Annotated in this window: 17 protein-coding genes and 1 tRNA gene; 10 read left to right on the top strand and 8 right to left on the bottom strand. The window is 57.4% G+C overall.

The window, feature by feature from the left end:
* Nucleotides 1-10 precede the first annotated feature (10 nt).
* The 7 genes from HHJ06_RS07450 to HHJ06_RS07420 all read right to left on the bottom strand — a co-directional run bounded on the left by HHJ06_RS07450 (nt 11) and on the right by HHJ06_RS07420 (nt 8,430).
* Nucleotides 11-1,465, bottom strand: a complete 1,455-nt coding sequence (locus tag HHJ06_RS07450) for a hypothetical protein (RefSeq protein ID WP_215428719.1) — start codon at nt 1,463-1,465, stop codon at nt 11-13.
* A gap of 19 nt (nt 1,466-1,484) precedes the next feature.
* Nucleotides 1,485-2,423 (bottom strand): phosphotransferase, encoded by a 939-nt coding sequence (locus HHJ06_RS07445; protein WP_215428718.1) that lies wholly within the window; start codon nt 2,421-2,423, stop codon nt 1,485-1,487.
* Nucleotides 2,424-2,513: 90 nt separating this feature from the next.
* Entirely contained in the window at nt 2,514-3,737 is a 1,224-nt protein-coding gene (gene trpB / locus HHJ06_RS07440) for a tryptophan synthase subunit beta (RefSeq protein ID WP_215428717.1), read from the bottom strand.
* 398 nt (nt 3,738-4,135) lie between these two features.
* Nucleotides 4,136-4,570, bottom strand: coding sequence for a MarR family winged helix-turn-helix transcriptional regulator (locus HHJ06_RS07435; protein ID WP_215428716.1), 435 nt, complete (start codon nt 4,568-4,570; stop codon nt 4,136-4,138).
* A 668-nt stretch (nt 4,571-5,238) separates the two neighbouring features.
* Nucleotides 5,239-5,742, bottom strand: a complete 504-nt coding sequence (locus tag HHJ06_RS07430; protein ID WP_215428715.1) for a hypothetical protein — start codon at nt 5,740-5,742, stop codon at nt 5,239-5,241.
* 424 nt (nt 5,743-6,166) lie between these two features.
* On the bottom strand, nt 6,167-6,676 hold the full coding sequence (locus tag HHJ06_RS07425) for a ferritin (RefSeq protein WP_343206609.1): 510 nt from the start codon (nt 6,674-6,676) through the stop codon (nt 6,167-6,169).
* Between the two features lie 98 nt (nt 6,677-6,774).
* A complete protein-coding gene (locus HHJ06_RS07420) occupies nt 6,775-8,430 on the bottom strand; it encodes a hypothetical protein (RefSeq protein ID WP_215428713.1) in 1,656 nt (551 codons plus the stop codon).
* Between the two features lie 156 nt (nt 8,431-8,586).
* Between HHJ06_RS07420 and HHJ06_RS07415 the strand changes: the two genes are divergently transcribed.
* The 4 genes from HHJ06_RS07415 to HHJ06_RS07400 all read left to right on the top strand — a co-directional run bounded on the left by HHJ06_RS07415 (nt 8,587) and on the right by HHJ06_RS07400 (nt 11,079).
* Complete coding sequence (locus tag HHJ06_RS07415) at nt 8,587-9,048, top strand: RidA family protein (RefSeq protein ID WP_215428712.1); 462 nt, start codon at nt 8,587-8,589, stop codon at nt 9,046-9,048.
* Nucleotides 9,049-9,116: 68 nt separating this feature from the next.
* Nucleotides 9,117-9,199: transfer RNA gene (locus HHJ06_RS07410), tRNA-Leu, on the top strand.
* A gap of 377 nt (nt 9,200-9,576) precedes the next feature.
* Nucleotides 9,577-10,218, top strand: a complete 642-nt coding sequence (locus HHJ06_RS07405; RefSeq protein WP_215428711.1) for a SanA/YdcF family protein — start codon at nt 9,577-9,579, stop codon at nt 10,216-10,218.
* A 231-nt stretch (nt 10,219-10,449) separates the two neighbouring features.
* Nucleotides 10,450-11,079 carry an NUDIX hydrolase N-terminal domain-containing protein gene (locus HHJ06_RS07400; protein WP_428994127.1) on the top strand — a complete coding sequence of 210 codons (630 nt, stop codon included), beginning with the start codon at nt 10,450-10,452 and terminating at the stop codon, nt 11,077-11,079.
* 358 nt (nt 11,080-11,437) lie between these two features.
* On the opposite strand, the gene HHJ06_RS07395 is transcribed toward HHJ06_RS07400, so the two are convergent.
* Complete coding sequence (locus HHJ06_RS07395; RefSeq protein WP_215428709.1) at nt 11,438-11,587, bottom strand: hypothetical protein; 150 nt, start codon at nt 11,585-11,587, stop codon at nt 11,438-11,440.
* 218 nt (nt 11,588-11,805) lie between these two features.
* Between HHJ06_RS07395 and HHJ06_RS07390 the strand changes: the two genes are divergently transcribed.
* The 6 genes from HHJ06_RS07390 to HHJ06_RS07365 all read left to right on the top strand — a co-directional run bounded on the left by HHJ06_RS07390 (nt 11,806) and on the right by HHJ06_RS07365 (nt 19,131).
* Nucleotides 11,806-12,468, top strand: a complete 663-nt coding sequence (locus tag HHJ06_RS07390; protein ID WP_251841459.1) for a sugar transferase — start codon at nt 11,806-11,808, stop codon at nt 12,466-12,468.
* A gap of 41 nt (nt 12,469-12,509) precedes the next feature.
* Nucleotides 12,510-13,301, top strand: coding sequence for a polysaccharide biosynthesis/export family protein (locus HHJ06_RS07385; RefSeq protein WP_215428707.1), 792 nt, complete (start codon nt 12,510-12,512; stop codon nt 13,299-13,301).
* 25 nt (nt 13,302-13,326) lie between these two features.
* Nucleotides 13,327-15,663, top strand: coding sequence for a GumC family protein (locus HHJ06_RS07380; RefSeq protein ID WP_215428706.1), 2,337 nt, complete (start codon nt 13,327-13,329; stop codon nt 15,661-15,663).
* Between the two features lie 106 nt (nt 15,664-15,769).
* On the top strand, nt 15,770-17,266 hold the full coding sequence (locus HHJ06_RS07375; protein WP_215428705.1) for an MATE family efflux transporter: 1,497 nt from the start codon (nt 15,770-15,772) through the stop codon (nt 17,264-17,266).
* Nucleotides 17,267-17,270: 4 nt separating this feature from the next.
* Nucleotides 17,271-18,131 (top strand): hypothetical protein, encoded by an 861-nt coding sequence (locus HHJ06_RS07370; RefSeq protein WP_215428704.1) that lies wholly within the window; start codon nt 17,271-17,273, stop codon nt 18,129-18,131.
* Nucleotides 18,132-18,144: 13 nt separating this feature from the next.
* Nucleotides 18,145-19,131 (top strand): hypothetical protein, encoded by a 987-nt coding sequence (locus HHJ06_RS07365; protein ID WP_215428703.1) that lies wholly within the window; start codon nt 18,145-18,147, stop codon nt 19,129-19,131.
* The last annotated feature ends 4 nt before the right edge of the window (nt 19,132-19,135 follow it).

The following is a 19,135-nucleotide window of genomic DNA, read 5'->3' as shown; positions in this document are numbered from 1 at the left end:
GAGAGGGATGTTATCTTTTGGAATGATGGGGGATAGGCACCTCGTTGGGTTCCTGGTACAGGTTGTCCGGAGGGAGAACGTGGCCCGCTCCGCTGCCGTCCGCGGGGGGCGTTCCGCCGTCTTCCTCCTCCTCTTCATCCGCACTCCCGGAGGGAGGCGCGAGCCACGGAAACAGGCACCCCGCCAAGGCTACGCACAGCACCCCCGTGACGGGCGTCATGACGGGGAACCAGGTATCATGCACGGAGAACAGGTACCACGCGATAACCGGAGCCGCCAGCATGCAGAGACCCCAGATGATGAAGCGGCCGCGGCGCTGGAAACGCAGGGCCCATACGGCCAGGAGCAGGACATCCAGCACGATGACCCACTGCACCCAGGCCGGAGCCGCCGGAATCAGGACGGGAGGGGCCGGAGCCAGGGAGCCCATGATGCTGCGGATGGTCTGGGCGGACAGGAGGGCCTGCGCGTCCGGAGTCCCGGAAAGGGCGGAGGGTTCGGAAACGATGACCGCGTCCGCGGAGGAAAGCAGTTTTCTGACGGCGGTGGTATCCGGCGGGCGCAGGCCGGACATGACGGGAACGATCACCTCCTTCGTGTCCAGCATGGTGGGGCTGCTGTGCTCCGCCAGCGGAATGCGGCCGTATTCGTCCAATGGGATGGAACGCTTATTGCCCAGGAAAAGGGTTTCTCCCGGGATGATTTTCACGTCGCCGGGCTTCAGGTCCAGCGCATTTAGGGCGGCGACCAGCGGCAGGGTGGGGATGATGTCCCCGCCCCAGCGGACAAAAAGAGGGGGAGACACCCGGTCTTCCGGGGCAGGGGAAAACAGGTCATTATTTTCCACAATGGTGCCCAGGGTGCGTGCTGCCGTCACCAGTTGGGGGGATTCTCCCACCAGTCTGTCCGCACGCGGAAAGCGGTCCGCCTTCCCGACGATGTTGGCGGCGGGAACGGCCAGCTTCTTCCAGTCCGGCGGCAGCGGCGCGTGGCGGGAGGACTCGCTCATCTGCCGCCCCAGGGCCTTGTGGGGAAAGCGGTCCAGCTCATACCCCACGGCGGCTTTCACGATGCTGTCCGGCTCCTCGTCCCAGGCCAGGGGGGCCATCACGTAAACATTCTTGGCCCCCTGCTCGTACAGGTGGCGGAACAGCACCGTGTAATCCATGGGGTTGGGCGGATACGTGGCAAAGCTGTTCAGGGAGGATTCCCGGTGAAGGGAAACCACGGGAAGCTGGGCCGTCTGCCCGTTGTTGAAATAATCGTAAGGCTGGAGGACGATGCTGTCTTCCGCATTCAGCCCTTCCGGATGCACATGCCGGTACTCTCCGGCCAGGGAACGTTCCGCCGCCCATTCATAACAAAAAACGGTGGGGGGGAGAAACACGTATCCCAGAATCCAGCCCAGGCCCAGGGATATCTGGAACAGGGACAGAACAAGCAGGAATCTGGGAGTCAGCGTCATCAGGGTACGAAATGAGAAATCATGCTAACATGGCCGCCAGCGGTTCTGCAAGCGTGGAGCCGGGCAGAAGCCTCCGGAGGTGTTCCAGCCCGGCGGGAATCTGGGCGAGGTACCAGGTTTTCCCCTGGTTGTGGCCGATGTTGGCGTAGGCCCCCAGCATCTGCATGACCCGCTGCAGGGCGCAGGCCCGGAAAATGCGCTCGTCCAGGGGGCGGCCGGTAATCCTTTCCCACTCCCGGAGCAGCTCCTGCGCCTGTGCGGGGGACAGATGGGCATAACCGTCATAAACCAGGGAAGCCAGGTCATACTCCGGGCGGCCGCCGCGCATGCCCTGGAAATCAATCAGCCACGTCTTTCCGGCGTGGATATGCACGTTCTGGGACTGGCTGTCCCGGTGGACGGGACGTGCAGGAAGGGAGGCCAGGAACTGCGCCAGTTCTTTCAGGGCCGGATGGTTCAGGAAGGGGGCCGTCTCCATTCCGAGATGGGTTCCCAGCAAATGTTCCGCAAAATAGGCCTGCTCCCAGTGGTACAGGGCCTCGTCAAAAGCGGGCTGAAGAGAAAAATCCTCCGGGAACGGGCAGTCATGAAGCAGATGGAGCTGTTCCATGGCCCGGATGTAGCGCAGGCGCAGGGTGGGCCAGGGGTCCCCCCGGAAGCCCAGAAGATTGGCATCCCCCAGGTCCTCTACCAGGGCGGCGCCGCAGCCGGGGCCGAGCGGTTCATAATCGTAAATCTCCGGCACGCTGACGCCATGGGCGCGCAGGTGCCGGGCCGCGGGAATAAAGGAGTCGTTATCCGCGCGGTCATTGCCCCAGCGGATGCCTATGCAGGTGCGGCCGTCAAGCCGGATGCGGACAATGGTGCGCCCGGACGCCCCCAGAGCCAGGGTCTGGAAATCTTCTTCCCGAGGAACGGCGTGAAAACTCCGTTGAACCAGGCTGGACAATTCTTTCATGAAAGGGCGTGGCAGTGGGGCCTTGCGGAAGGGGGGCGGACGGAGGGTTGGGACATTCTCCGTCCGCTGCAAATGAGGTACGGGATGGAATCAGGCGGGGAATTGGCGGTCTTCCCCGTAGCCGTAATGCTCCACGACGTAATCCACGTCCTTGTCTCCGCGGCCGGAGCAGTTGACCAGGATGGCGCCTCCCCTGTTTTCCCGGGCCCACTTCATGGCGTAGGCAATGGCATGGGAGCTTTCCAGAGCGGGAATAATCCCTTCGTAGCGGGAAAGCTTGAAAAAGGCGTCCACGGCTTCTTCATCCGTAGCGGTGACGTAATTCACGCGGCCGATGTCGTGCAGGTAGGCGTGTTCCGGCCCCACGGAAGGATAATCCAGCCCGCTGGCCACGGAATGGACCGGACCGGGATTGCCGTCCTCATCCTGAAGCATGATGCTCTCGAACCCATGCAGGACGCCCTTGCTCCCGTAGGAAATGGAAGCGGAATGATCCCCGAGCGTGGGGCCCTTGCCGAGCGGTTCCACGCCGTAAATGTCCAGCGGGTCTCCCAGGAAGGCGGTGAACATGCCCATGGAATTGCTGCCGCCGCCCACGCAGGCGCACACCGCGTCCGGAAGAAGCCCCGTCATTTCCAGGAACTGTTCCCGGGCCTCCACGCCAATGCACATCTGGAAATCGCGCACCATTTGAGGGAAGGGGTGCGGACCCACCACGGAACCGATGCAGTAAATGGAATCCTTGTAATTGTTCAGGTAGGAATCAAAGGCGGAATCCACGGCTTCCTTCAGGCTCTGGAGGCCGTGCGTGACGGGCACCACCTTGGCGCCCAGAATCTTCATGCGCGTGACGTTGGGAGCCTGCTTGGCAATGTCCACCGCGCCCATGTGAACCTCGCATTCCAGGCCGAAAAAGGCGGCGGCCGTAGCCAGCGCCACGCCGTGCTGCCCGGCGCCCGTTTCCGCAATAATGCGCTTCTTGCCCATGTACTTGGCCAGAAGGCCTTCCCCCATGCAGTGGTTCAGCTTGTGGGCGCCCGTATGGTTCAGGTCTTCCCGCTTCAGGTAAATCTGGGAGGTTCCCAGGTGGCGGGAAAGGCGCTCGCAATGGTAAACCGGAGTGGGACGGCCCTGGAACTGCTTGCGGATGCGGCGCAATTCATTAATAAACTGCGCGGAATGGGCGATCGTCTGGTAGGCTTCCGTGATTTCTTCAAAAGCGGGAACAAGCTCGTCCGGCAGGTAAACGCCGCCATATTCGCCAAAGCGGCCCTGGGCGTCCGGAAAATTGCGTAAATAAGTATGGAGATCCATGGTCTATTGCATTCGTGACTGACAGTATTTAGCATGCCGCCCCAATTCAGGCAAAAACAATCTCCACCGGAAGTCTTTTTAGGAAGGGTGAATTTTCCCTCTGCCGCGCTGCGGAAGAAATTCAGGCATCAAAGGTCGTGGGCCTCCGCTTCCGGCTGGCTGTTTTTGTTCAAGCCGCGGGATGCCGGCCTTCCGCCGTAACTTCTGATGGCAGCACAGTTGGGAACAAGGGACTCCGGCCCGTGTAAACACCGTAAACCGGATACCATCCGGAGCGCCGCAAGTCCTTGCCGCAACTGGGAAAAACAGTTAAACGCCGGAGAACTGATAAAAAAGGGCGCCTGAACCAGTAAAAACCGGCTGCCTTTTCCCGGTAAAGAACCAATGAAAGCCTGAAATCAGGCCAGACGGCGCTTCTTAATGGATTTCCCGGTATCGGCAAGCGTCTGGCGTGCGTCCGGATCTGCTCCGGCCATCAGGGCGGCCAGGTCCCGGACGATGTTCTGGCGCATGCGGTCCACCAGGTCGCGCCCCTCCTGGGTGATGGCGACCATGATCTTGCGGCGGTCCTTGGCCGCGCTCATGCGCTTCAGGTAGCCCATCTCCTGGAGCTTGTCCACCATGCCGGTGGCCGCCGCGGTGGAATGCCCCATTTTCTGGGCTATGCTGGACATGCTCAGAAAATCCTCGCTGGCCAGGTAAGTCAGCAGGAAAAACTGGGGGTAGGAAACCTTGCCCTCATTCAATTCTGAAGAAAGATTCAGAATGCAGGAACGCTGCGTGAACAGGATGAAATCCGCCAGCTTGTTTGCTTCTTCGGAAATGGAGCTCATGGTCGTTGTGAATGTCGGGGGGTAGGTTTGATGACGGTGCCGTCCGCAGGCTTGGCGGCGGTTCGGCCAACCTACCGCCGGGACCTTCCTCGGGCAAGTCAAAAATATAAATTTTTATTAAAATTTTACATTTGCAGATAATAAGCCTTTTGATGGTATTTGGAATACAATATGTTGATTGTTAATAGAATGGTTGTATTTTGAAGATAGAATGTGAATAACATGTTAAAAATAGGCGTAAGCTGTTGATGAATGAAAGTCTTTTCCGGAACTGTCGGGAAACCGGCATAAATCTGGCATAAAAAGGCGCGCCAGTATGACAAGCCCGGACCGGAAAGAGGCCTCATACAAGGGCTCTCCATGGGAAATGGCGCCCTGTTTCAAGAAAGTTTTATAAGGCCGGACGGCAGGAAAAACGGGATGCTGCCGCCTTTGGAAAGAGGCCTTTCCATCGGTGCCGGAGTGCCGGAAAAGGGGGGAGCAGTATCTCCCTCCTGGGAAGTTCTTATGGATGCCTGCCGGGCATCAGCGGCCATGGCACGTTTTTACGGCGGACCGCTTCATGTGCCGTGGACAAGGCGTAAAGACGAAAACCCCTTTAAACGGGCCTGGAAGGGCGCGGAAAGGGGAAAGACGGCATTGAATCATGCCCGGTGAACAAACGTGTTCTAGATACGTCTGGAGGCGAACGCTTCCCCTTGGAGGAACCAATGCGTCCCGTCCTCCGTGGCCATATTTCTCCAATGGAACGTATTTTCCGTAAGTTCGGAAAAAATCCATTTCATCTTTTGCCCGGTAATTTCCGTCAGGACAATGCGGCTGCCTTCCTTTCTCGCTTCCAGCCGCGTGGCTTCTCCGGCCGCACCGTAAAAAATGTCCCATGTCCGTTGCTGGGGATTGTAAATTCTGATCGTCGTGCCGTAGGCGGCGTCCGGGTATGTTTTGATATTCCGGGCCTCCCGGGAAGGGCAGATGAACACATCCTGAACGGCCATGCCTTCCAGAATCCATGAAAAAATCCATTCCCCTTTCACGTGGCGTTCGTGCTCCGTGCCGTGCCCGTCCACCCATTCAATATCCCAGGTCCCGACGAGGGGGCCGAACCAGTTGTCCTCCTCCGGAATGAGGCTGTTTTTCTCCGGGCTCACCAGGACTGTTTCAAAATCATTCATCTTTACAATAAAAAGTCAGTACACATCCCAGGCGCATTGTCCGGGATGCTATTATCAAATGTTTACGCTCGTAAACCCTTCTGCCGATGCCGTTATTCTCCAATACCATGAGTGCCGGGTATTCCAGGTTTCATGATCTGCCCAGCGTTTGACTTCATCCAAAAGCAGGCGTCCTGTTCCATTTCCCGTGTATTACCCTATGGCGAAAAAGCCTGTGCCGTGACGCAGGCATATTCGTGAGGAAATACGGAAGGATAGGGGGCGCCGCGTTTTCTCCAACATGTATGAACACGGTAACGGCATCCTCCCTTATATTGATGTCCATACGCCCCTGATCACCGGACTATTCTGCCGGCCATTCTCCGGAAAAGCGTTTTCATGGGAAAAACATGCCGGAGAATGGCCGGGAAAGCGGCTGAAGGAGTTAATTGGCGGGGGGAGGCGTAAAGATGCGGGCGCCCAGCTCCTTGTCCATCATCAGCATTCCCTGGCCTTCTCCCTTGATCATGCGCAGTTTGCTGATGATGTCCTTGACGGTTTCTTCTTCTTCCACCTGTTCACTGACAAACCAGTGAAGGAAAATATCCGTAGCGAAGTCCTTTTCCTCCTTGGCGAGGCGGACCAGGTCATTGATGCGGCGCGTGACTTCCTGTTCGTGGGTCAGCGTTTCTTCAAACATTTCCAGAATGTTGGACCAGCTCGCGGCCGGGGCGTCTATGGACAGCATGGTAAACTGGCCTCCGCGAGCCAGCAGGAAATCGTAAAATTTCAAGGCATGGGCGGTTTCTTCCTGGTACTGGACGCGCATCCAGTGGGCAAACCCCGTCAGGCCGGCGTCCTGCAGGTACGCGGACATGGCCAGATAAAGGTTGGCTGAATACATTTCCCATTTGATTTGCTCATTAAGAGCGGTTGCCATTGTTGTACTGATCATATGTAAAATCCTGTTGATTTCCTTCTCTTCTACAAGACAAAGTCCGCAGAATCAAGATAATCCTGCGGACTGTATGACGGGGAAATTCGGAAAACGCGTCAGGCTTTTACTGCGGCGGCTTCCGGAACATTTTCCGCAGGAACCTCTTCCTCCGCGGGAGCGGCGGGAGCTTCTGCGGGTTCCGTTATTGTGTCAGTTTGTTTAGCCGGTTCCTCCTTGGCTGCGGGAGGTTCAGAAGAAGGAATATCGGCCTTCTGCTCTGCGGCGGCTTCCGCAGGCTTGTCCTGCGGTTTCTGTTCCGGTTTCTGCTTGTCCTTGGCGGCCTTCTTGGGAGAGGGGGCCTGGGCCGGAACGGACTTCGGACGGCTGACGGTGTTGTTGGAGAAAACCAGAATGTACCCCTGTTCGGACAGCCAGAACAGGTCGCGGACCAGATTCTGCTGTTTTTCCGTGGCCTGGGCCATTTCCTCTTCCGTGGCTTTTTCCGGGTCCGGAACGGGAGCCAGCTCCTTCAGCATGGCGTCCACGCCCTTGCCCGGATTGCTGGCCGCCCAGGTGGCGATGGACATCAGGGAATCAGACAGGACGGTGCCTTCCTCCATGGCCTTGGGACGCGCCGGACCGGTGTAATGGTTGCCCTTCCATTTGAAAATGGGCATGTGGTGGCGCGCCAGTCCGTGGCAGAGGTTTGGGATCAGCATGCTGGGGTGGCGGCGCGTGGTGCCGGACAATTGGACCAGGTGCGCCCACAGGCCGGGGGAAAGATGATTCTTCTTCACGGCTCCATTGACGAACACCTTGTCCGTGACGTCATAGCAATCCTCAAAGTGGTTGGACTCAAAATCCTGCTCTACGGCGGCGGGAGATTCCAGAAGGACCTCGGCGGCCCCTTCGCGCACGGGCTTCCAGGCGGTGCGCTTGGAGACGGCGTCCTGCCAGGCCTGTACGGCTTCTTCGCTCTTGTCCGTCACGATCTTGGACCGGAACGCCTCAAAAGGCATGTTGGCAAACTTGGTGCGGTGCAGGTTCATCAGGGCGGACTGGTAGCCGTGCCAGTTGACGGGACCCACCAGTTCGTTATTCAGGGAGCACTTGGCAATCGCCTTGAAATCGCCCTTGGGCGCTTCCACTTCCTGTTCCACGGATTCATAATACTTGGGCATCCAGGAAGACTGCCAGAGGTGCTTGACGGCCTCCTGGCGGGAAATGAAGCAGGCTCCGTCGCCGTGCTTGCAGTGGTACAGGTCCGGGCCGTTCTCCTGCTTCATGAACACTAGGTCGTAACGGTCATAGGAACCCATGACTACCTTGGCCAGGTCCAGCAGGGAGATGGTGCGGCGGTGCTTCTGCACTTCCTGGTGCAGGGCGGCCAGGCCGGAATCCACGGGGCGCAGCTCCACGCGCAGGCCTTCTGCGGGTTCCGGCATCGGGGGGCGGGGGGCTTCTTCCCGGCGGTCTCCGTCGCGCCGCGGGCGGAAGGAACCGCGGGTGCGGTCATCCCGGTTGAATCTTCTTTCGCCACTCTGACCGTCAAAACGGCGTTCCCCGCGGGGCTGCCTTCCTTCACGGCTGTCCCGCCGCGGCCGGCGGTCGCCTCCCTGCCTGTCTCCAGACCTGCGTTCCGGATAAGACGCGGCACGTTCCTGCCGGGCACCCGGTCTTGCCCAGGCCGGACCGAATTGGAAATCGGCCAGGCCGGAAAGATCCGGAATTTGCTGCTTGGGGTCTGTGGAAGGAGTTTCGTCGGTCATCATGTACGGGTTGTTTCAATAGCAACTAAATGAGGTAGATGGCAATCATTTTACGTGCAAACAGGCTGAAAATTGTTCAAAATGTCATGAAATGCATCTGGAAATGCAAATAATTCCGGTGCATTCTTCAAATCCAACCTTTGTCAAATTCTCTAGATTATGGATAAAATACGTCAACGCCTTTCCGACCTTGGTTATGCCATCTATGATGCCCCCGCTCCCGTAGGCTCCTACGTGCAGTGCGTGCGCACGGGAAACCTGCTTCACCTCTCCGGCGGCATCTCCGTCAACGGTGAGGACAAATACTTCGGCAAGGTAGGTCAGGATTTAACCGTGGAAGAAGGGCAGGCCGCCGCGCGCGCCGCTATCCTGAACCGTCTGGCGGTCATTATCCAGGCGGTGGGTTCCCTGGAAAAAGTCTCCCGCATTGTGGCCGTGAACGGCTTCGTGAATGCCGGGCCCGATTTTTACGACCATCCCAAAGTGCTCAACGGAGCGTCCGACCTGCTGGTGGAAGCTTTCGGTGAAATAGGGCGCCACAGCCGCACCGCCGTAGGTGTGTCCGCGCTTCCGCTCAACGTAGCGGTGGAAATCAGCATGGTCGTGGAAGTCTGCGGCTAGGATTTAAATGCCACAGGGATTCGTGCTTGAATCCCTGTGGCATTCCTGTAGAGTGCCGTCCGGTAAATGCCCTCGTGGCGGAATGGTAGACGCTGCAGACTTAAAATCTGTTGTCCGCAAGGACGTACCGGTTCGAGTCCGGTCGGGGGTACTCCGCTAAATACAAATTACAAATCTATGTAGATAAAAGCCCGCTGCCAGCGGGCTTTTTTGTTCATGGCATTCCATCAGGATTTTTGAGTGGCAGCCTCAGTAACTTCTGAATCCCCTTTTGAAGAAGAAATAAAGTTGGTTATGTTCCATTGTTCTGCTTATGATGCGGGAAACAAGGAAAAGACGCTGGGTGAAAAGAGTGCCCGGACAAAGAATGGAAAGTGGGAAAAGCAGGTAATTCCTGGCTGGAAAATCTGAATACTGCTTATGAAGTTTTTCAATAGATGCCGGTTTGGGAAGCCGGACAGTCCATGCCGAAGGGGAAAAAGAACGGTCTTGCTGGCGTTGAAGATAACGGGCGGCGTTCTTGTGGGAATGGTTTTATTGTCCGCCGCGTCGGAGTGGTACATTTTTTCCGCTTCCGAAGGCAGGATTTTTGAGCGCTCCGCAGACGTGCCCGTTCGCGCGCCTGCGCTGGTGCTGGGGTGCTCCCCTACGTTCATGGGCGGCCCCAACGGATATTTTTATAATAGAATGGATACGGCGGCGGAACTTTGGAAGGCCGGGAAGGCGGCGGTTTTCGTCGTTTCCGGGGACAACAGCTCCCACGCCTATAATGAACCGGAATGGATGAAGCGGGCCCTGGTGGAGCGCGGCGTCCCGGAGGACCGGATTGTGTGTGACTTTGCGGGGCTGCGGACGCTGGATTCCGTCGTGAGAATGAAAGAGGTCTTTGGCGTTTCAACCATGATCGTCGTTTCCCAGGGCTTTCACAATGAACGCGCCCTGGCGATTGCCGGACATGAGGGAATGGAAGCGTGGGCCGTCAGCGCACCGGATGTTCCCAACCGCCGTTCACGCATTAAAAGCTGGTTCAGGGAGCGTGCGGCGCGCATCTGGATGACGCTGGACTTGTGGCTGTGGAGGCGTGAACCCCGGTTCCTGGGGGAACCCGTGGCGCTGCCGGAAGCAAAGGGGAAAAATGATCAACGCCCCATGGGGCCTTGTTCGTCATGAGGCGCCTTTTTCATGCGGAACGGCAAACCTGGGGAATGCCCGTACCCTGGTCCATGAAAGACTGGATGAATCAATCATGCAGGTGATGCGGGGAAATCTGCCATGGGAGCGGGGAATGGTCCAGAAGGCTTAATTGAACAATCCGCCAGGGAAAGGCACCGGATGGAAAATAAGGTTCGCCGGAACAGCCTCCCGTGATAAAGTGGACGCATGGATGACGCTGGTGAAACGATTCGTAACGCGCTGCCGCCCAAATGGCTGGAATGGGCGGTGGAACTTCAGTTCCTGGCCCAGGCGGGGATAACGTATGCGAAAGACCCCTATGATCTGGAACGTTTCGAACGATTGAGGGAAATTGCCGCGGAAATCATGAGCGCCAAATCCGGGCTGGATATGGATACGGTCCGGGGATTGTTTTGTAGTGAAACCGGATTTCAAACGCCGAAAATGGATACCCGTGCGGCCATTTTCCGGGAAGGTAAAATTTTGATGGTGAAGGAAAAAGGTTCCGGCTTGTGGTCCCTGCCGGGCGGCTGGGTGGATGTGAACCAGTCCGTACGGGATAATACGGTCAAGGAAGTACGGGAAGAAGCCGGACTGGAAGTGGAAGCGGTACGGTTGGTAGCCCTGCATGACCGCAACAGGCACAATCCGCCTCCCTATGCCTATGGGGTCTGTAAAATCTTTGTATTATGCGAAGAGAAGGGAGGTTCCTTCCGCCCCAATCTGGAAACCTCTGAAAGCCGCTGGTTCGGCCGGGATGAGCTTCCTCCCATGGCTCTGGAAAAGAATACCCCGGAACAGGCGCTTCTGTGTTTTAAGGCAGCGGAAGATCCCTGCTGGAACCCCGTGTTTGATTAAAAAGAGGAAATATACGGTAAAATCATTGACTCTTTCCGGGAAAGTGCTATGCCAGTTCCAGCGGCTTGTGAAAAGCAGGCTGTTTTATTCCGGCTGTAATGTTCCCTTCTTCTAGCGGTCAGGAAGGCCGTCTCTCCAACGGCAAAGGCTCGGTTCAACTCCGGCAGGGAATGCCATTCCGCCTCTGGCCCCATTAGAGGCGCGGTTTTTGTCTTGAGGCCTGTTCAGACGGTTCCTGATCCGTGAAGGAATACCCTTTTTGGCGCATGTCCTGAAGAAGCGTTAAATGCATTTCTTCGGAAGGCCATTCTTTTCCGGAAGAATTTCCCGGCTCGCGGAAATTCCGGTTTACTTTCCCTTAATTTTCCTGTTTTGCCATTGCGTTTCTGTACCACTGCGGAATAATGGTGCCGGAATATTCTGGTTGTTCCTGTAAGAGCGGAAAACGGCTTCCTTTTTCAAGAACGGAGATATTTTCTCTTTTCTGTTTTGTTGTTGTTGCGGTCATGAAAAGTGCGGATTTCAAATCCGCCGTCAATGGCAAATTAATACTTTTTCATGCGGATCAGTTACTTGTGGCTGAATATAAAGGTAACCGGGCTTCCATAAGCAGGCATGGAGGGTAATTTTATCATCATGCAAGTGTTTTATAACCATTGATGAATAACGTTTTCACCTGGACGTGGAAAGAACGGATTTGAAATCCGGTAGTTTGCGGCCGGAACCATGTATCAATTTTTTGGAAAACGAGTATTGGATATTATTATTTCCTTGTGGGCATTGGTAATCGTATCGCCTCTTCTGGCCGTTATATCCATAATACTCCTGGCTCATACGCGAAAGTCTCCGTTTTTTTCCCAGGTGCGCGTCGGGTACCGCGGAGAATTGTTCCGTGTTTTTAAATTCAAGACAATGACGGATGCCCGTGATGCGGAAGGACTCCTGCTTCCGGATGACTTGAGGTGTTTTCCGCTGGGAACTTTTTTACGCCGCTATTCCCTGGATGAACTGCCCCAATTGATCAATATTCTCAAGGGAGACATGTCCCTTGTAGGCCCCCGGCCCTGGATCCCGGAGCAACTGGAGGTTTTCACCGGCCGCTGCCGCATGACGCGTTGTTCCGTCCGGCCCGGATTGACCGGCATGGCCCAGGTATACGGGAGAAACGGAATCCCGTTTTACAGGCGGTTGTGCTATGACATCGTTTATGCCCGGAAGGTATCCTTCCTTATGGATGCCAGGATCGTTTTTCAAACCGTGGTCCGGTTGCTGGCGCATAAGGACATCCGGCAGTGCGAGGACGCTTTCAGGAACATATCGGGCAGCATTCTCGTCAGGAACGATCCTTCCATGCCTGTGTTTTTGCCGTCCAAGCTGGAAGAGTCCTGACTGCCCTTTTGTTTAAATCCATATTCCTGCACCTCATGATCATGAACCGTCTCTCCCTTTTTTCTCCCGGAATCTTCCGGCTGGCCTCCCTGGCTGTGTGCGCCGTGCTGCTGGCCTCCTGCGTTAATCCCAAAGAAGTCCTCTATATCCAGGACATTACGGGCGAGACCCGGCAAGACATAGTCACCAGGTACCAGACGACTATTCAAAAGGACGATCAGCTTTACATTTCCGTCAGCAGCAAGCAGCCGGAACTCACTACTCCCTTCATCATGGCGGAAATGGGCAATTCCATTTCCAACAACACCGGCAACTCGAGGCCCAAAGGGTATCTGGTTGACGACGAGGGATACATTGTGCTGCCGGTCATCGGCAGGATGAAGGCGGCCCGGAAGACGTGCTCCCAGCTTGCCCACGACATTTCCGCAAAGCTCCGCAACAGTGATTACATCAAGGACGCTTCCGTCAATGTCCAGATCATGAATTTCAAGTTTTCCGTGCTGGGGGAAGTGAATCATCCCGGCTCCTACCAGGTGGACGGCCAGCGCGTCACCATTTTTGACGCCATCAGCCGGGCGGGAGATTTGAATATAGACGGCAACCGGGACATCATGCTGATCCGGGAAATGGAGCATGACCGGAAGATCGTCAAGCTGGACCTGCGCAGCAAGTCCATTTTCTCCTCCCCTTATTACTACATCCGGCAGAATGATATTATTTATGTCACTCCGTCAGACCGCAAGATCAACATGAGGAGCGAAAGCGCCCAGTATTACGCCTGGGGACTTTCCGGCCTGTCCCTGCTTATTGCCGTCATCGCCATCAGCCTGTAAGCCGCTTCATCCGATTTTTCCTTCCATGCCCGTTTCAGTGATACAGCCTGAGGATAACGATATTTTTTCCTTCCGGTTTATTTTTTCCACGGCCAGGAGGCGCTGGCCCTGGATTCTGGCGTGCGCCCTGCTGGGCGGGGGGCTGGCTTATTCCATCGCCGCCCGTCAGGGGTACTTGTACCAGAAGACCGCCCGCATCATGCTGAGGGATGACAAGCAGAAAAACGCCCAGGTTTCGGAAATCATCCTTTCCGACCTGGGGTTCAAGGCGGGGGAGGCCAATCTTGCGAATGAGAGCTATGTGGTCAAATCCTCGGAGGTGATGGGCCGTGTGGTGAAAGGGCTGGGGCTCGACGTCTCGTACTGGGAAAAGCGGAATATCCGGAAAGTGGAACTTTACCATACCACTCCCCTGAAAGCGGAGTTCAGCGGGGAGGGGGAGTTTCAGCCCTGTTCCCTGGCGGTTACTCCGCTGAACGGCCGGGAATTTTCCCTGTCCTGCCGTGAGAAGGAGGGCGCGGACAACGTCCTGCATGGAAAGTTCGGCGTTCCGCTGAAGCTTCCCTTCGCCACGGTGAAAATATGCACTACTTCTCATTTTTCTTCCGGCAGCGTGGGAAGGACCATTTTCGTGGAGCGCGTTTCCGTGAAGGAAGCCACCGCCGGAATGCTGGGCCGGCTGAGCGTAACGCGGCCTGATTCCAAGGAAAGCAGCCTGCTGGAGCTGACGTTGAAGCTTTCCCATCCGCAGAAGGCGGAAGACGCCCTGAATTACCTTATTGAGATGTACAATGACCATTCCCGGCGGGAGAAGCAAATGGCCGCCTCACGGGCGGAGGATTTCATCGTCAAGCGCATTGGAAAGCTCGGCGGCCAGCTCGGCGGCGTAGACAAGCGGGTGATTGACTACAAGCGCCACAGCCGGATCGTCAAGGACATGAATACGACGCTGGATGCCACGTTCCACAGGGTGCAGGAGATAGGGACGGAACTTTTTTCCACCAGGACGGAGTTGATCCAGGTGAAGGTGCTTGCCGGCCTGCTGGCGGACCGGAGCCGGGAGCAGGACATGATTCCCGCCAACATCGGCATCCAGGATGCGGGAATTGCCAAGCAGATTGAACTTTTCAACGACAATTTCCTCCAGCATAAAAAGTTGTTCGCCAGCGCGGGAAGGCAGAATCCCATGGTCTCCTCCCTGGCGGAGAACATGAAGGAGATGCGCGAGTCCATTGGCCGTTCCATCGCCAATTACTGCAATGCGCTGGAAGTGAGGATGGGCGAACTGGAAAAGGAGCGGAATGAACTCAACCGTCTTTTGTCGGACATGGCCTCCAAGGACGAAGGCCTGGTCCCCCTTCTGCGGGAACAGAAGGTCATGGAGGAGCTTTACCTGATGCTGTTGAAAAAGAGGGAGGAGAACGCCCTGGCCCTGGCCACCACGGAACCAAGCGCCCGGATTCTGGAACCTGCGTTCGGCTCCAATGCCCCCGTAGCGCCCAAACTGTTCCTGATGACGGTGGGCGGCATGGCCGGGGGCGCTTTGGTGAGCCTGTTGGCCCTGCTGGCCGGAAGCGCCCTGAATACGAAGGTGCGGGACAAGAAGGACCTTGCCGGACTGACGGACCTGCCGCTGGCAGGAGCGCTGCCCCTGCTTTCCAGAAAAGAGCGGGCGAAGCTGCCCCTGGTGGTCATGAATGGCCGCTCCCTGATGGAAGAATGCTTCCACATTCTCCGCAATAATGCGGAACTGATGCTGCTGCCCAACCCGGAGGAAGCTTCCCGGGTGCTGTTCCTGACGTCCACAAGGGCGGGAGAGGGGAAGACGTTTACGGCCCTGAACCTGGCCGCCGCGTATGCCCAGACCGGAAAAAAAGTCCTTCTCATTGACGGGGACTTGCGCAAGGCCTCCCTTTCCGCCATTTACGGAGGGAAGAACAGCAGGGGCCTCGTGCACCTGCTGATGAATCCGCAGGCTTCTCCGGATTCCGTCCTGCAATCCGGCAGGAAGTTCCCGGGATTTGACCTGGTGACCGCAGGCCCCGTTCCCCCCAACCCCGTCGCGCTGCTGACCCAGGGCCGCTTTGAAGAGCTGCTCCGGTACTGGCGCGCCCGGTATGACCGCATCATCCTGGACGGCTGCCCCTATGAGGCCGTGGCGGATGCCTCCCTCATGGCGCGCCATGCGGACCTGGTTCTTTATGTCGTCAGGTGCGGCATGATTGAGAAGCAGTACGTTCCCGCCATCCAGGGGCTGGCGGACAAGGGAGAATTCCGTGCCGTCGCCTTTATCCTCAATGCGGAGAATTTCAAAAATTCCCGTTTCCATTATTACAACGAGTATTCCAAAACCGAGGGATAGAACCATTGATCCGCCCCTTTTCTCCAGCATTCGCCCTCCAGTCTTTTTCTTCCGCCGTTTCATGAACACCGTTTCCAGAGTGATAAGGAATACAGGATTCCTGTACATGAAAATGGGCATCACCATGTTCATTTCCCTGTACGCGACGCGCCTTGTCCTGAATGCCCTGGGAGTGGACGACTTCGGTATTTTCAACATGGTGGCGGGCGTGATCGCCATGCTGGCTTTTCTGAACGCCAGCATGGCGGCGGCTACCCAGCGCTTCATGAGCTACGCGGAGGGGGAAGGGGACCCGGAGAAGCAGAAAATCGTGTTCAACATCAGCGTGGTGCTCCATCTTGCCATCGCCGTGGCGGTCGGAATCCTGCTGTATGCGGCGGCTCCCTTCCTGTTCGGGCATGTTCTCAATATTCCGGAGGACCGGGTTTTTGCCGCCCGGTGCGTTTACTGGGCCATGATCGCCAGCACCGTGTTCGGCATCCTGGGCGTTCCTTGTGAAGCCATGCTGAACGCCCATGAAAACATGCTGTATTTCGCCGTCATAGGCGTTCTGGAATCTTTCCTGAAACTGGGGGCGGCCCTGGCGGTCGTTCACGTGCCGGCGGACAAGCTGGTTCTGTACGGGGTGCTGATGGCCGGGATTTCCATCCTTTCCATGACGGCCATGCTTGTTTATTGCCGCAGGAACTATGCGGAGTGCGTGATTGCGCCGCGGCGTTACTGGAAACGCGGCGTTTTCCGGGAAATGGGCAGCTTTGCGGGGTGGAATTTCACGGTTTCCGCCAGCAGCATGCTGTCGGAATACGGCGTCGGCATCGTGCTGAACCACTTTTTCGGCGTTGCCCTCAATGCGGCGCAGGCCGTCGCCCAGCAGATCAACGGGCAAACGATGGCTTTTTCCGGGACCATGCTGAAGGCCCTGAATCCGGTCATTTCAAAAAGCGAGGGGGCGGGCAACCGCGGCCTCATGCTGCGTGCCTCCCTGTCCGGCTGCAAATTCGCCTACCTGCTCATGGCGGTTTTCGCCATTCCCCTGATTCTGGAGGCTCCGGGGCTCCTGGCGCTCTGGCTTCATTCCGTCCCCGCCTGGGCGGTCCTGTTCTGCAGGCTTCAGCTTGCCAGGACCTTGCTGGAACAGCTTTTCCTCAGCCTGGGGTCCGCCATTTACGCGGAGGGGAACATCCGCCTGTACACGCTGGTGAAAACCGGGTCCGGAATTCTTTTCCTGGGCGCTACGTGGGGCTTCTACCGGATGGGATGGCCTCCCTTCATGATGTATGTGGCCGCCATTCTTTTCGTCACCGTGCCCGGGGGGCTGCTGGCCCTTTCCATTTGCGTGCGGCGCCTTGGCCTCAGCCTGCGGGATTTTTCTTTCCAGGTGCTGGCGCCGTGCCTTGTCCCCAGCGCGGCTACGTTTGCCGCGGGCATCCTCCTGTCCCGGCTTGATGCGTCGCTTTCTCCCGTTCCGGTATTGCTCCGCACCTGCTCTCTCCTGGTCGTCTTCCTCCTTTTCCTCTGGGTTTTTTCCCTGGGCGGCAGGGAACGCGGCGCCTTTGTTTTTTTCCTGAAAAGCGCCTGGAGGAAAATTCAGTTTTCCAAATAATTCCATGAAATCCTATTCCATTCTCGTCAATACCTGTGATTCCTTTGAGGACTGCTGGGAGCCTTTCTTCAGGCTCTGGTCCCTCTATTGGCCCGATTGCCCCGCCCGGGTCTGCTTGAATACGGAGTACAAGACCTACTCCGGTCCGGAGAAGAACGTCGTTTCCTTGAGGAGCTGCGCGGGCCGGATGATTCCGGGACGCGGAAGGGCCACGTGGAGCGAATGCCTGAAATGGGCCCTGGAGGCCCTGGAAACGGACACGGTGCTGTACATGCAGGAGGATTACTTCCTGACGGGGCCGGTGGACGGCGAGGCGGTGGAAAGGTACGCGGCGCTGATGCGCTCCCATCCGGAAATTCCCTGCATCCAGCTGACGCCGGAGGGAATTCCGGCCCGCGAGCCTTCGCGGTATGAAGGCCTTTACACCAGTGACCCGGATTACCCCTGGTACGCGTGCTGCCAGGGAGCCCTGTGGCGCAGGGAGGCGCTGCTTTCCCTGTTGAGGAAGGAGGAGTCCGCCTGGAAGTTCGAATGCTTCGGCAGCCGCAGGGCTAAGTATTCCCGCATGGAGTTCTTGACGGTGGACCCCTCCCTGTTTTCCCGGGAGGGATACCAGATCATTCCCTACATTTTTACGGGCATTATTCACGGCAAGTGGTACGGGCCGGTGGCGGAGCTGTTTGAACGGCACGGCATATCCGTGGATTTTTCCGGGAGGGGTTTTTTTGATCCGGAGGAAAAGCTCCCTTGCTCCGCGAGAATCAGGAATGCCGCCAGGAATTGGAAGACGTGGCGCAGCCGGCTGGAACTCCGGGCCATGAAACGCCGCTTTCTCCGGGAAGAGAATACCTGCGGACGCAATTAAACCCATTCATGCCATGACTTCACTGATGCATCAGGGGTTGCACTTGCTGCGCCGCGTATTTGACCGCTGTTCCGTGAGGGAGGAGATGCTCCCCCCTTCCTGCGAGCTGGACGCGGATGCCGCATCCGCGATGATTGAGCGTCTTCTCCGCTCCGGCCGTCCCGCCATGGTGGGGCGGTTTGGCTGCACGGAAATGTCCTGCCTGCACAATTATCTGGAAATTGGAAAGGCGGGCAGGAATCCGCTGGACTACATCACGGGCAGGAGGGACCAGTGGTGGTGGAATAAAAATATCATGAGGCAGATGCGGGAGTGGTCCGGCTTTTTCCCGGCCACGCCGGAATGCCTCTCCCGCTTCTGCGAGCTGATTCTCCGCGACATGAAGGAACTGGATATCCTGGGAAGCTGGCTTCCGTACGAACGGGAGGTGATGCCCATGATCCGGGACGTTCCCCGCGTGCGCCTGCTGAATCTGGAGCCTTACTGGTCTTCCCGGCCATGGAGCAGGGCCCTGGAGGGAAGGAAGGTGCTGGTGGTTCATCCTTTTGCGGAAAGCATCACGCTCCAATACGAACGGAACAGGGAAAGGATTTTTGAAAACCCGGAGGTTCTTCCTTCCTTTTCCCTGGAGACGCTGGCCGCCGTCCAGAGCATGGGCGCGGGGCCGGACCGTTTTGCCGACTGGTTTGAAGCCCTGGCATGGATGGAGGGGGAGATGGACCGCCGGGATTACGACGTCTGCCTCATCGGATGCGGGGCTTACGGCTTTCATCTGGCGGCCCATGTCAAGAGGCGGGGCAGGCAGGCCGTGCATCTCGGGGGGGCCCTTCAACTGCTGTTCGGCCTGCGGGGCAGGCGGTGGGAAGACCCGGCCTACGGGGCGGACCCCGGCGCGCCCAAGTATGATTATTCCCGGCTTTTCAACGACGCGTGGGCCAGGCCGGGAAGGGAAGAGACGGTAAGCCACGCCAGCCGTGTGGAAGGAGGGTGCTACTGGTGAAGAA

The sequence above is a fragment of the Akkermansia muciniphila genome (assembly GCF_018709685.1).
Lineage (GTDB): Bacteria > Verrucomicrobiota > Verrucomicrobiia > Verrucomicrobiales > Akkermansiaceae > Akkermansia > Akkermansia muciniphila_E.
Note: the sequence above shows the minus strand (reverse complement) of the source record. Positions and strands in the feature narration are given on the sequence as shown.

Bases quoted from the DNA above. Each gene is read 5' to 3' on its own strand.
- HHJ06_RS07450 (WP_215428719.1), bottom strand. From the start codon at position 1,465: ATGACGCTGACTCCCAGATTCCTGCTTGTTCTGTCCCTGTTCCAGATA.
- HHJ06_RS07445 (WP_215428718.1), bottom strand. From the start codon at position 2,423: ATGAAAGAATTGTCCAGCCTGGTTCAACGGAGTTTTCACGCCGTTCCT.
- trpB (WP_215428717.1), bottom strand. From the start codon at position 3,737: ATGGATCTCCATACTTATTTACGCAATTTTCCGGACGCCCAGGGCCGC.
- HHJ06_RS07435 (WP_215428716.1), bottom strand. From the start codon at position 4,570: ATGAGCTCCATTTCCGAAGAAGCAAACAAGCTGGCGGATTTCATCCTG.
- HHJ06_RS07430 (WP_215428715.1), bottom strand. From the start codon at position 5,742: ATGAATGATTTTGAAACAGTCCTGGTGAGCCCGGAGAAAAACAGCCTC.
- HHJ06_RS07425 (WP_343206609.1), bottom strand. From the start codon at position 6,676: ATGATCAGTACAACAATGGCAACCGCTCTTAATGAGCAAATCAAATGG.
- HHJ06_RS07420 (WP_215428713.1), bottom strand. From the start codon at position 8,430: ATGATGACCGACGAAACTCCTTCCACAGACCCCAAGCAGCAAATTCCG.
- HHJ06_RS07415 (WP_215428712.1), top strand. From the start codon at position 8,587: ATGGATAAAATACGTCAACGCCTTTCCGACCTTGGTTATGCCATCTAT.
- HHJ06_RS07405 (WP_215428711.1), top strand. From the start codon at position 9,577: ATGGTTTTATTGTCCGCCGCGTCGGAGTGGTACATTTTTTCCGCTTCC.
- HHJ06_RS07395 (WP_215428709.1), bottom strand. From the start codon at position 11,587: ATGACCGCAACAACAACAAAACAGAAAAGAGAAAATATCTCCGTTCTT.
- HHJ06_RS07390 (WP_251841459.1), top strand. From the start codon at position 11,806: ATGTATCAATTTTTTGGAAAACGAGTATTGGATATTATTATTTCCTTG.
- HHJ06_RS07385 (WP_215428707.1), top strand. From the start codon at position 12,510: ATGAACCGTCTCTCCCTTTTTTCTCCCGGAATCTTCCGGCTGGCCTCC.
- HHJ06_RS07380 (WP_215428706.1), top strand. From the start codon at position 13,327: ATGCCCGTTTCAGTGATACAGCCTGAGGATAACGATATTTTTTCCTTC.
- HHJ06_RS07375 (WP_215428705.1), top strand. From the start codon at position 15,770: ATGAAAATGGGCATCACCATGTTCATTTCCCTGTACGCGACGCGCCTT.
- HHJ06_RS07370 (WP_215428704.1), top strand. From the start codon at position 17,271: ATGAAATCCTATTCCATTCTCGTCAATACCTGTGATTCCTTTGAGGAC.
- HHJ06_RS07365 (WP_215428703.1), top strand. From the start codon at position 18,145: ATGACTTCACTGATGCATCAGGGGTTGCACTTGCTGCGCCGCGTATTT.